Annotated in this window: 13 protein-coding genes; 12 read left to right on the forward strand and 1 reads right to left on the reverse strand. The window is 42.2% G+C overall.

Annotated features, from left to right (window positions below):
* Window positions 1–283 precede the first annotated feature (283 nt).
* From SWOO_RS01310 to SWOO_RS01340, 7 genes are all read left to right on the forward strand, one after another.
* Window positions 284–640, forward strand: a complete 357-nt coding sequence (locus SWOO_RS01310) for a hypothetical protein (protein WP_012322907.1) — start codon at window positions 284–286, stop codon at window positions 638–640.
* Between the two features lie 43 nt (window positions 641–683).
* Window positions 684–1319 carry a class I SAM-dependent methyltransferase gene (locus SWOO_RS01315; RefSeq protein ID WP_012322908.1) on the forward strand — a complete coding sequence of 212 codons (636 nt, stop codon included), beginning with the start codon at window positions 684–686 and terminating at the stop codon, window positions 1317–1319.
* 283 nt (window positions 1320–1602) lie between these two features.
* The gene (locus tag SWOO_RS01320; protein ID WP_012322909.1) at window positions 1603–2910 is read left to right on the forward strand and encodes an amidohydrolase; all 1308 of its coding nucleotides are present in this window, start codon (window positions 1603–1605) and stop codon (window positions 2908–2910) included.
* A gap of 47 nt (window positions 2911–2957) precedes the next feature.
* Window positions 2958–4289, forward strand: coding sequence for a M16 family metallopeptidase (locus SWOO_RS01325; RefSeq protein WP_012322910.1), 1332 nt, complete (start codon window positions 2958–2960; stop codon window positions 4287–4289).
* On the forward strand, window positions 4286–5731 hold the full coding sequence (locus tag SWOO_RS01330; protein WP_012322911.1) for a M16 family metallopeptidase: 1446 nt from the start codon (window positions 4286–4288) through the stop codon (window positions 5729–5731). The genes SWOO_RS01325 and SWOO_RS01330 overlap by 4 nt, the downstream gene beginning before the upstream one ends.
* A 118-nt stretch (window positions 5732–5849) precedes the next feature.
* Entirely contained in the window at window positions 5850–6530 is a 681-nt protein-coding gene (locus SWOO_RS01335) for a hypothetical protein (RefSeq protein ID WP_012322912.1), read from the forward strand.
* Window positions 6511–7032: a hypothetical protein gene (locus SWOO_RS01340; RefSeq protein WP_012322913.1), complete on the forward strand. Its 522-nt coding sequence runs from the start codon at window positions 6511–6513 to the stop codon at window positions 7030–7032. The genes SWOO_RS01335 and SWOO_RS01340 overlap by 20 nt, the downstream gene beginning before the upstream one ends.
* A 19-nt stretch (window positions 7033–7051) precedes the next feature.
* Here the strand turns inward: SWOO_RS01340 and trmL are convergent, their stop codons facing one another.
* Window positions 7052–7516, reverse strand: a complete 465-nt coding sequence (gene trmL, locus SWOO_RS01345; protein WP_012322914.1) for a tRNA (uridine(34)/cytosine(34)/5-carboxymethylaminomethyluridine(34)-2'-O)-methyltransferase TrmL — start codon at window positions 7514–7516, stop codon at window positions 7052–7054.
* Between the two features lie 152 nt (window positions 7517–7668).
* On the opposite strand from trmL, the gene SWOO_RS01350 reads away from it, so the two are divergent.
* From SWOO_RS01350 to SWOO_RS01375, 5 genes are all read left to right on the forward strand, one after another.
* Complete coding sequence (locus tag SWOO_RS01350) at window positions 7669–8607, forward strand: LysR family transcriptional regulator (RefSeq protein WP_012322915.1); 939 nt, start codon at window positions 7669–7671, stop codon at window positions 8605–8607.
* A 1545-nt stretch (window positions 8608–10152) separates the two neighbouring features.
* Window positions 10153–10986 (forward strand): AAA family ATPase, encoded by an 834-nt coding sequence (locus tag SWOO_RS01360; protein ID WP_012322916.1) that lies wholly within the window; start codon window positions 10153–10155, stop codon window positions 10984–10986.
* A 23-nt stretch (window positions 10987–11009) separates the two neighbouring features.
* On the forward strand, window positions 11010–11219 hold the full coding sequence (locus SWOO_RS01365; protein ID WP_012322917.1) for a hypothetical protein: 210 nt from the start codon (window positions 11010–11012) through the stop codon (window positions 11217–11219).
* Window positions 11220–11229: 10 nt separating this feature from the next.
* Window positions 11230–11445: a hypothetical protein gene (locus SWOO_RS01370; RefSeq protein WP_012322918.1), complete on the forward strand. Its 216-nt coding sequence runs from the start codon at window positions 11230–11232 to the stop codon at window positions 11443–11445.
* A gap of 1 nt (window position 11446) precedes the next feature.
* A complete protein-coding gene (locus SWOO_RS01375) occupies window positions 11447–11779 on the forward strand; it encodes a hypothetical protein (RefSeq protein ID WP_012322919.1) in 333 nt (110 codons plus the stop codon).
* Window positions 11780–12593: the final 814 nt, after the last annotated feature.

Raw genomic sequence — 12593 nt, forward strand, 5'->3', positions numbered from 1 at the left:
ATTATTTGGAAATTTAGGCCAAAATTCAGTGATGCATGCAACGTATTTATTAGAATAAGATTGATTTAGTGTTAAAAGTAACCTGATTTGTTCTGTATAACAAATAGGAATACCTATTTTGCATCTGCATTATCGATAAAAAGCAGGATAATCATCTTTGGTTTGTATGTGTAGCACTCTCTTTATGCTTCTTTTTGAAACGTTTTGGGGAAACTTATTCAAATTTCGTTTTATGTGTAAAGTTAACTAAGTTTAAGATTATATTACTATTTAGGAGAGAAAGATGGAGTTTTCTATCAATAATTGGCTTAAGTTATTCCCAGTGTTAATACTTACAACTTTGCTTTTTTCCACTGCATCGTTGGCTAAAGATAAATTGAGCTTAAGTGAAAAAGCCGATGCGGCGGACAAGCTTTCACAAGATCTTGAGTCAGAGCAGTTACAGAAGGCGAGAGAGGCAGCTCGTGATACAAAAGTGCGGGAGAGGAAGATCTTAAAGCGGCAGGAGTCAGGGGATTGGGAGACTGAGCAGAGAGATAAAGCGCAAAAACAGTTTCATGAACGTGAGTCACGTCAGGATAAATACCTTAGGGAAGCTAAAGAAGCCGCTGCGAAAGAGCGAAAAATTCCCAAACCTTAACCTTATACTGATTGGTATTGTTTACTAACCAATAGGAAATATTGTGAGTTTATGCCCCCTATGTGAGTGTGATGCGTTATCTCACTTTCATCAAGACAAGAAAAGAGCTTATCTAAGGTGTGATAACTGTCATCTTGTGGTCGTGCCTAAGCACTATCTGCTGTGTGATGAGCAGGAGAAAAACACTTATGATCAGCATAGGAATGATCCTCAGGATATGAGGTATCGGGAGTTTCTTGGCAGAGCGGTTAATCCACTTTTTAGTCAACTGCCACTGGGGGCTGAGGGGTTAGATTTTGGTTGTGGTTCGGGTCCCACAATCAGTGTTATGGCTGCCGAGGCAGGCTTTGCGATGAAAAATTACGACCTTTATTATTACAACGTTCCACAAAATTTAGCACGCACCTATGACTTTATTACCATGACTGAGGTGATTGAGCATATTGCCGAGCCCAAGTCGCTGTTAATGCGCTTAGAACGACTGCTAAATCCGGGTGGGGTCTTAGTGGTAATGACCAAACTTGTAGAGAAGGAGATGGAGTTCGGCCAGTGGTATTATAAGGGAGATCCAACCCATATCTGCTTCTACTCCATGGAGACCTTCGATTGGATCGCTAAGCAGTTTAGTTGGCGTTTAGAGTGTGTCGACTCAGATGTGGTCTTTTTTCATAAACATTAGTTATAGCAGTCATCGCCTCTCACTTAGGTGATGGCCACGTCTTTACACTATCCTCACACTATCCTCAGCTTTTCCCGAAAGTCACAACCGCTCTTATTTGAGCGGCTTTTGTCAGCATTCAGTTACAATCTTATCTTTATTTGTAGCTTGATTTTACACTCCATTTACCTTCTTATACGGGGGGTATTTGTGGATTGAATTTTAGGCAAGAGCAGCCCCTGTTGAGCGGTGCTGACTTTGTAACGCTATAAATGATAATAACAATTTATAAGGGATTATAGTGATGAACAGATCTGACTTGATTGCAGCATCTAAGCAATTACTGCTAGCTGGAGCGGCACTCTCCTGTGCTTTTGGGGTGCAAGCTGATAGCGAAATCGATGTAAAACAACTTTCCCAAGATATCGAACATCAGGTGATCGAATGGCGAAGGGATCTTCATCAGCACCCTGAACTTTCTAACCGAGAGTTTCGTACCAGTAAAGTGATTAAGCAACACTTGGAATCATTAGGTTTAGAGGTGACAAGCAATATTGCTCATACTGGTGTGGTTGGCATATTGAAAGGGGGCAAACCCGGCCCCTTAATTGCGCTGCGTGCCGATATGGACGGATTGCCCGTCAAAGAGGAGGTGGATCTGCCCTTTGCCTCTAAGGCTACCGATACCTATAGGGGCCAAGAGGTCGGTGTTATGCACGCCTGTGGTCACGATACCCACGTTGCAATTTTAATGGGAGTGGCACAAAACCTAGTGAAGATAAAAGAGCAGTTAAGCGGTGACGTGATGTTTATCTTCCAGCCTGCAGAGGAGGGCGCGCCAGCAGGTGAGGAGGGCGGTGCTGAGTTGATGCTTAAAGAGGGGCTGTTTGCCAACAGAAAACCTGAAAAGATATTCGGTCTCCATGTTACCTCTAGCATGCCAACAGGGATGATAGGCCTGCGTGCTGGACCTGCCATGGCAAGTGAAGACTCCTTTACTATCACAGTTAACGGTAAACAGACCCATGGCTCTCGTCCCTGGAATGGCGTCGATCCTATTGTGACCTCGGCACAAATCATCAATAGTGTGCAGACCATTGTCAGCCGTCAGGTTGATGTCACAGCTGCGCCTGCTGTTGTCAGTTTTGGTGCAATCAATGGTGGTATACGCTCGAACATTATTCCCGATGAGGTGGAGCTAATAGGCACCATACGCACGTTCGATCAGGATATGCGCGCGGATATTAAGTTAAGACTCGCTAACTCTGCAACCATGATAGCGCAAAGCATGGGCGCTTCGGCAACAACAAAAATTGACCAAGGCTATCCTGTGACGGTCAATAACCCCGAGTTGGTGGCACAGATGAAGCCTGTCTTGGCGGGTGTGGTAGGTGATGAGATGTTGATTGAGCCCGGTTTGATCACTGGAGCGGAGGATTTCTCCTACTATGCACTTGAAACCCCTGGTCTGTTTTTCTTTTTAGGGGTCACACCTAAGGGGACTGATCATACGACGGCGCCAAGTAATCACTCACCTCGATTCTATGTTGATGAGAGTGCGTTAGTGGTGGGGGTTGAAGCTTTGACACAGCTCGCGGTGACGTCCTTATAGTAAGTGACGATAAATTTTTTAGATATTGATGAATAAGGGAGTGGCAGATGATCGGTCGATTAACCGGGCTGGTGATGGCGGCGGGAGTATTGTTTACTTCAGCGGCTGTACAGGCAACTGAAGCGAAAGATATATCTAGCTTTACGCTGGATAACGGCATGAAAATAATGGTGTTGGAGGATGCGTCAATTCCCAATGCAAACATGTACCTATTTTGGAAAGTGGGTTCACGTAATGAGGTACCCGGGATCACAGGGATCTCCCATTTTTTTGAGCATATGATGTTTAATGGTTCAGAAAAATATGGACCTAAGATGTTTGACAGAACTATGGAGGCTGCTGGTGGAGCCAATAATGCTTACACCACAGAGAACTTAACGGTTTATACCGATTGGTTTCCTTCAAACGCTATCGAAACGATTTTCGATCTCGAAGCCGATCGTATCGGCAAGTTAGATATCGATGCCAAGATGGTGGAGAGTGAGCGTGGCGTGGTGGCATCTGAGCGTCTTACTGGTTTGGAAAACTCTAACTGGCGTACCTTGCAAGAGGAGCTAAAGGGAGCCGCTTTTAGGGCGCATCCCTATAGCTGGTCTGTGATTGGCCATGAATCTGATATTGCAGCTTGGAGCTTAGATGATCTGGTTCAATATCATAAAACTTACTACGCACCGAATAATGCGGTTGTGGTTATTGCTGGTGATGTGAAGTTGGCGGAAGTGAAAGCTTTAGCTGACAAATACTTTGCGCCTATTCCTGCACAGGCACCACCTAAAGAGGTGAAGACTGTCGAGCCACTGCAGAAGGGGGAGCGTAGGGTGTTTGTACAAAAAGCCTCTGTCAGTACACCAAATGTGATGTTGGGCTACCATGTTCCTGCCACCTCTCATCAAGATTACTATGCGTTAAACCTGCTCTCCAATATTTTATCGACAGGCAATAGCTCACGACTTTACCAATCTTTGGTTGAGAAGCAGCTGGCATTAGAGGTGATGGCTTACCTGCCAATGACAATCGACCCAAACCTGTTTTATGTTATGGCTGTGGCAAATCCAGGGGTGACGGCTAAAGAGTTAGAGCTGAATCTTATTGCTGAGATCAATAGAGTTGCCCGTGATGGCGTGACTGAACAGGAGCTTGAAAAGGTAAAGAATATTAAGTTGATGGAGTTCTATCGTTCGATGGAGACGATTAACGGTAAGGCGAATACGATCGGTACTTATGAGCTCTATTTTGGGAGTTTTGATAAGCTGTTTAATGCACCAGAGGCTTATAACAAAGTCACTACCGCAGATATTCAGCGAGTTGCACAAATTTATCTACGCCGTGCAAATCGCACCGTTGCTGTTTTAGCCGCTACAGAGGAAGCTGATGAATGAACACGTTAACTAATCTATCTAATCGTTCAAACAAGCTGATGGCTGCAATGGCACTGGGTAGCATTTTGATGTTGTCGGCATGTTCTAGTACAGCTCCTAGCAAGGTGGTCGATACCGGAAGCTTTAATGTTCCAAGCTATGAGCAGTATGTGCTGGACAATGGTTTAACCCTCTATCTTATGCCGCAAAAAGAGGTGCCACTTATTACTGTTAATGCCGTCGTCAGGGCGGGAGCCGTCAATGACACAACTGCGGGTGTTGCCAGTATGACGGCAAAGAGTCTGTTATTGGGCTCGAACGGAAAGAGTAAGAGTGAAATCGAGCTTATGGTCGATTTCTTAGGCGCCTCTATCGATGCTGGTGCGGGTAAAGAGGGGAGCTATCTAGAAGCCGATTTTATGGCAAAAGATAGCGAGACTATATTACCTCTTTTCCAAAACCTGCTGCTCTCTCCCAATTTCGATAGAAAGGAGTTTGAAAAGCTCCGCCAGCGTGAGATTGGTGGCCTATCCCAAGCTAAAGAGAGCCCTCGCTCTGTTATTAGCCGTTACTTTGATAAGCTGATCTTTGGCAAGCATCCTTATGGAAATACCAGTTCTGGTAATCGCAGTTCACTTGCTGAGCTTGAGGCTTCACAGTTAAGGGCGTTCTATAAAAGCTATTATCAACCTTCAAATACAGCCATTACCTTAGTGGGTGACTTCGATGTCGCCCAGATGAAAGCGAATATGGAGGCGTTATTTGGTCAGTGGAAGGGGTCTGAGCCGATTGTTAAAGCTGAACTTAAGTCAGCGCAACCTAAATTGGATAAGAGTCAGGTTTTGTTGGTGAATAAAGGCGATGCTGTTGAATCGACCTTTCTTATCGGCGGCAAAGGGATCGCCAGAGATAACCCTGATTATGTTGGCCTACAGGTGATCAACACTATCTTGGGAGGCAGATTTACCTCTTGGCTCAATGATGAGTTAAGGGTGAATGCAGGTCTAACCTATGGTGCCCGATCAGGCTTTGTTGCTTATTCTGAAGGTGGAGTATTTAAAATCAGCACCTTTACTAAGACTGAAACCACTAAAGAGACCATAGATCTGGCGTTAAAAACCTATGCCAGATTATGGGAGACTGGGATCGACCAAGAGACTCTGGACTCGGCAAAAGCGTATGTGAAAGGCCAGTTCCCGCCTAAATATGAAACCAGTGGTCAGTTAGCTGGTTTACTGTCAGATATGTACCTGTATGGTTTTGATGATAGCTTTATCAATGATTTTCAATCCAACGTAGATGGCCTCACTTTAGCTGAAACTCAAAGGCTTATTGGGAAGTATTTTCCTCAGAAGAACCTGCAGTTTGTCTTAATCGGTAATGGCGAAAAAATTAAGCATATTGCAAGTGAATATGGCGAAGTGACCCAAGTGGATATTGAAGCGGTTGGGTTTGGTGGCTAATGATAACTCATTGTTAGCTGTTATCTGTTATCTGTTAGCAGCTAGTTATACCCAAACAACTTCAAGATGCAGGATTCAGCATGTCGAGGTAGCTTGGGTATATAAGAGAAGGCTTGAAGTGGCATCGCTTCAAGCCTTTTTATTTTTATCTGTGGCATCTATGGAGCCTGTTATTTCTGCTTTGCTGTTCTACACTTTAATTCAAAGAGATGAAGGATTGGAGAAAGACGTGGTAACTAAAAGCTCAGATAGTATGTTTGAGAACATACACGCTTTCGAAGGTGATGATGCTATTGATTGGTGTCATATCAGGGAAAGTATAAAAGTATTGATATTGGCGATGGCACAGATAGAGCTGTCATTGACCGATGGTGAGCATAATGTGACTAACTTAGGAGCATTGTTTACCGACATGGCTGATCATTTAGGCGAGGTGAATGACTTTCTGTCTACGCAGAGTGATACTCCTGTTTTAGTGATGGCTCATAGCACCATTTTGGTGGATAAAGTGAATGAAGGTGTGGTGGCTTTTCAGTTCTATGATCGTATATCACAACGTCTTCAGCATGTGATCATGGGTCTGGCTTTGATGGAGGAGGTGCTGAGCAGTAAAGAGCGCCGTACATCTCAAGATGCATGGAAGAAGCTGCAGGAGGGGATTCAGGAGAGTTATTCCCTTGACTGTGAGAGAAAGATGTTTGATCTTCTTCTTAAAGGAACACCTGTTCATGAAGCGTTAAAGCTTTATAAAGAGGAGTATCAAAAAGAAGAGACTGAGGATGATATTGAGTTGTTCTAAATACGGATTACTTTACTGTTTATTTTTATGTTTCCCCATAACTTCATGGGCCGAGAGGGCTAATTTTAGCGAGTTTTGCAGTGCACTTGATGGCCAATGGCAGGGAAGTTCGGCTAAGTCAAAACAGAAACCAGTCCAGACCAAGATTAACGCTAACTGCTCAGATGATAGACGTCAGCTCATTCTCACCGTCAACCCCAGTGCTAAGCATCCTTTAAGTGAGACATGGTGGTTTAGGGCTCGGGGAGAGGCTATCTCTCTTATCTATTTTGATGGCGTTGATGAAGACAAAAGCCAGCTATTTAGTCTGTATCATCATCAAGGAAGTTATTCATTGCTGGGAGAGGGAGAGTTGAATAGTCGTCCAGCAATGATTCAACTCAGATTCGATCAAAAGGAGGTTGGCTGGCTCTGGTTGCAAAACATCCAATACTTAGACGATGACACAGATAGGTATCTTTTCTATCGAGGGATAGAGATGCTCCCAGCCGCAGAGCAGTGATCTACTTTAAGCTAAAATACTAGACCGCGCCTTCAAATCCTATCTGTCTCCAAGCTTCATAACTGATAATCGCCACGGCATTGGAAAGATTCAAACTGCGACTGTTAGGCGTCATGGGGATCTTTAGTCGCTGACTGGTTGGCAATGACTCTATGATCTCAATGGGTAGGCCGCGAGTTTCAGGGCCAAATAGCAGCACATCTTCTTTTTCAAAACTCAGCTCTGTGTGATGACGACTGCCTTTAGTGGTGCAAGCCATAATGCGCTTACCTTCCATAGCCTGTAGAAAGCTTTCAAAATCTTTATGACGGGTCACGCGAGTGAGATCATTATAATCAAGGCCTGCTCGGCGCAGTTTCTTCTCCTCCAGATCGAAACCTAATGGTTCGATGAGGTGCAGCTGACAGCCGTTGTTAGCGCAAAGACGAATAATGTTACCTGTATTTGGAGCTATCTCTGGCTCATAGAGTGCGATATGAAACATGCGGATCTGCCTATAAATCTGCCTATAAAATAGTGAGCCGTGATTATACGTAAAATATGGGATAGATCCCATATCAGGGTTTGTATCAATTGACGTATCTGTTTATATTTCATCGGTGGAATCGACCTTGCTGTAAATGGGGTAAACCAGGTATGGATCTCGCTAAACTCTCACGGATCAGCATGAAACATCTGATCACCCTGCATGTCATGCTAGACACCTTAAGTGTGACCGCCAGTGCCGAGCGGCTATGCTTAAGCCCATCATCGGTCAGTAAAACTTTAAGTCAGTTAAGATTGAACTTAGATGACGAGCTGTTCTATCGTCATGGCAACAAGTTGGTGGCAACACAGTTAGCCCGTCGTTTAGGCCCCGCTGTGCATCAGATCATCAATGATATGAATCAGATCATGACTCAGGAGGTCTTTAATCCAGCTGTGTATGAGGGCCGTTTCTCTCTTGCTATGCGTGAGAGCACCTTTGAGCTGCTTGCGGCCAAATTGAGCGCCCATGTACTTAACTTAGCGCCGAATATTCGTTTAGATATCCACTTTAAAAACACGGTTGGCTTCGATGGACTGGTAAAGGGAACATTGGATTTTATAATCTTACCCCACGACCTAAGCCAGCCACCTATCGCCCGTAGCGAGTTAGTGTGGGAGACGCTGATTAACGATGAGATGGTGTGTTTAATGAATGCATCGCACCCACTTGCTATCAAGTCGCAGCTCTCTATCGATGATTACCTAAACTACAGTCATGTCGGTATTAGCGACACCGATCTCAATATTCCATTCTTTGAGATGCAACTTGCGCAGCAACAGCGCAGCCGGGCAGTGCCTATATCTGTGGCAGATTTTGGTAGTGCAGTTTTAATGTGCCACCACAGTGAACTACTGTTCACTTGCTCTCGACGTTGGGCTGAAAACGCTTTTCAAGCTAATGGGTTAGTGACTAAGCGTCTGCCCTTTGATTATGGCGAGGTCGCTTATAGTTTGGTGTGGCACAGGCAGAGTATGAATGACCCTGCATTGCGTTGGCTGTATGAGCAGATAGTTGGGTTTACCACAAAGTTGGGAGCCTTCGAATGAAGGCTTAATACATTCTTTTGTTTTAGCTTCTGGTAGGTTTGTCATTTGGAAATGTGTTTGAAGCTTGTAACTTCAGTTATTAACTCAAAAAGAGTTGTGCTGAAGCATACAAAAATGAGTCAAATTCTAAATACGGCTAAATCTCACTCCCGCCCCATTTTGAAGAAAGTTTGACGTAGGTCACATTTTTTTGCTAGGGTGAACTTAGCAGTTTAGGTCGGGGTTTTCATTGATATAACGAAGACTCAATCAACTGGGAGTTCGTCATTAGCCCGCTCCGCTGGCTGAGCCGGATTCGACAGTGCTGAGGCATTGCTATTAGAAGCTTCGACCGGACTACTTTTCAATCCGACTCTTGCGAACATTATCGGATACCAATAAAGCTACCTTCGGGTAACTTTGATAAGCCTAACAAGTCTGCATTCATGTTAGGCAAAAACAAAAAAGCATCCCACAGGGATGCTTTTTTTTGTTTGGTGTCTTGGTGAGGGGTTAGATCTTGTCTAACAACTTCTGCTATCAGGCTAGGCCTGATTTTAAGCAATCATCATGAACTTGCTCTTGTTGCTAAAAGTAGGATCCAGCTTGTTGGGCTTCTAATTTTTCTCTTCGTTTGATTTCATTGCTGTAGCTCCGTAACTCAGTTTTTCCCCAAAACTTGACAGCCTTCGAATGAAGGCTGATTACATTTTCTTGTTTAGCTTCTGGCTGGTTTGATATTTGGTGTTGTGTTTGAAGGTCGTACCTTCATTGTTATCTATCGGTTCAGTTTGGCTTGTGATGTTGTAGTTTGTTTTTGCACTTCTCCGTGGTCTCTGTGTCCTCCGTGGTGAAAAGCTGTTTTACTTTCGAATGAAGATTGATTACATCTTCTAGCTTATAGCTGAATGGGTATTGGCTGAATTATTGAAGGTCGTAGCTTCATGGTTATCTATTGCCTGCCGCAGGCTTACGTGCAAATACGACTGCGAAACGCCGCAAGCACATCCTTGTGGGCTCGACGATGGCATCCCTGCCATCAACGTGCGCAGACGCATCTACATCTGTTTATTTGTCTCTTCGATTTAGCAGTGTTAGGTAAGGCTTTGTAAATCATTTCTGTCCCTTTGTGTGTTACCTCAAATAATTTGTACTATGTAGCACTGACCTCTTTGTAATACTTTTCTCATCAGTCGGAAAGGTATGGATTCCGTCTAGCGACAACCTTTTAGTTAACCAATGTTTGCACTTTTATACAGTAGTATCGGTTTTGTGCGGTAAATCTCTAAATTTTTGCGCAATCAGTTCACGGTTTGTTGTTGAGTGAAAATAAAAATAGATATAAATTCAAATAACTAAAAACGCGCTTGCTCGGTTTGCAGGAGATACGAGGCAAACAAAGTGTGCATTCTCGTTTTTCCAGAAGGTGTGTTTAGACTAATCGTTGTAAATGATTATAAATTATACGATTAAGCACATATACTTTTACTGGTCTAACTTGATAAACGCGCAAGGCGTGTATACAAATGTTAGGCAAACAGGAATGATTTACATAGGCGTTAGATAATGGATTTTTATTCAGAAAGTAATATTAATAGGTATGAGGTATCTAAACTTTATGGTTTAGCTTCGGAGTACAATAAAATTTCAAATTTTTGTAAACTAGTTTGGTCAAGTTTATGGAGTGAAAAAAAAGATTTATATAAATTTGCTCCTTCAATCATGCTTTACGGCTCTCCTGGTACAGGGAAAACAACATTATTAAAAAATGTTGCTTATTCATTGAAAGACGACAATTTAAAGTATGTGACATTAAGTTTAGAGCTGATGCTTGATAAAGACTTAGGTATGTCCTCTAAACGGTTAAGGGATTTCTTTGAACATATAAAGAGTCTTGCGTTGCAAGACTATAAAGTATTTGTCCATTTTGATGACGTCGATTCAGTATTGTGTTCGAGATATATATCTAATGAGTCATCTGGAGTTAAAAGGTTTGTTAATACTTTTATTAAAGAAATTGATTACCTTCTTGACGTTGAGTGTGATTACCTCCCAATTATTTTAATCACCACAAATATGTTTTCAATGATTGATACAGCAGTAAAAAGAAGGTTTTCTTTAAAATTTGAAATTGAAAATAGAGTAAGTGTAGAGGAATTCAGAAATTGGATTTATCCGATGTGTGATGATCTGAAAATAAAAAATGAACTAAATTATGAATTGCTTTACAAACTGATGAACGAAAAAGAATTAACAAATTTTGATGTTTATCTCATTTTGCAGGAATTGTTCCTTGAACAATTAACAGGGATCAAGGTGACAGGGCTAAATCTTGTGCAAAAATTTGAAGAGGCTAAATCTTCAAAATCCGACTTTGAAAGACAGAGAAAACAATCCTAAATTTGAGTAAGTGAGAGTTAAGCATGACCAAAAAAATGAGTGCAGCTCGTAAAGCTGCTGAATCTACTATAAGGCACGAAGATCTCGTTGATGCTATTGAGAATTTTGGCAAAAAGCATGGCCTTGATGTAGAAGCAACAGAGGGAAATGACCCAAGAGGAGATGTTCGAGTAAGCCGAAAAGATTATGCCAAGCTCGAATCATTAATGGATGAAAAGTTAAACAAAAAATAGTGAGCCTATCATGTCAAATGAACAAGATGATTATATTGAAGTAAAAGTACACCGAGATGGTGTAACAACAACGACAGCAAAGAAAGCGGTCAAACAAAAAGTTAAAATGGTTGTTTCTGGTCATGATATCCAGCCAGGAGCAAAGAAAATTCTAAGAGAAAATGGGATTAAATTTTACGAAAATGTTGATGCTTCAGATTTTGATACAGACTCGGAGGTAGAATAATATGGAACTTGATTTTTATAAAGGTTTTGAATGCGTAGATTCTGTTTCAGTTGGCAAAGAGTTATGGGGGGATATTCTTAAAATAGAATGTCTTGATGAAGTAAGTTCAGATGAGTCTATTATTCCTGATGGTTTCGATGGCGAAGGTGAAAAAATAGAAAGAATATCTTTGCTAGAAATTAGGAAATCCATGCTTGAATCGCTATCTAGATTATTATTAAAGAACTCAAGATTAGAACGTGATGAAAACACAATAGTGGCACTATCAAAAATAATAGAAATAATGAGATTCATTAATAGTGATGATATCTCGCATTTTAAGCTAGATGTATAAAATTTGCCTAACAAAGCATTTAAGAGTGATTCCCAACGCATGGCATTTTTCATTCCATCGTTGGGTTTTGTGTTTACTGTGGTATGGCTAGGTTTCGTGGTAGCGTTGCTCACACCTTAATGCGGCGTTGAGGCTGGATAAAGGGGGCAGAGCGAATTAGCCCCTTAAAACAATTTAAGATACTTTTTCTAATCAATACCAGCTTAATTCGACTCAATGCACTAACGCATTTCTGTCCAAAAATGCGCAATAACCAACAGGTTCAATCGAAGAGATAAACAATCAGGTGTGAATGCGGCTGTGGGCGTTGGTGGCATGGATGCCACCGTCGAGCGTATAGGGATGGCTTTATAACGATATCCCTATCTAAGAGCCAGTTCAGCTTCCATGCTTCTGGTTCGTAAGCTTGAAGCTTTGCTTCACTCACCGTCCCGCAGAAGTATTTACACATAAGGGTCATTCATTCACATCTGACCCATAAGGATATGGGAAATGTCATTATTATGTAGGGAACATAATTGACCATGTGATCACGACATTGGTGCATCCTTGCACAGCACATGCTGCAAGCAATAGATTCAACATGAGGTTATGGCTGCACACCAACCATCAAATATAAAATCAGCGGAGTGAACTCAACCTAAAACTTTTGCTACTGGGCAATGTTATTATGTAGGGAACAAAATTGACCATGAGATCACGAAATTGGTGTATCCCTGAGCGGAACATACTGCAAGCAATAAACACCAATGAAGTTATGGTATTCAGCAAACTAACCAATTCCAGCAGAGTCCAATGAACCCAATCAAAAAGA

It is taken from the genome of Shewanella woodyi ATCC 51908 (assembly GCF_000019525.1).
Taxonomy (GTDB): Bacteria; Pseudomonadota; Gammaproteobacteria; order Enterobacterales; family Shewanellaceae; genus Shewanella; species Shewanella woodyi.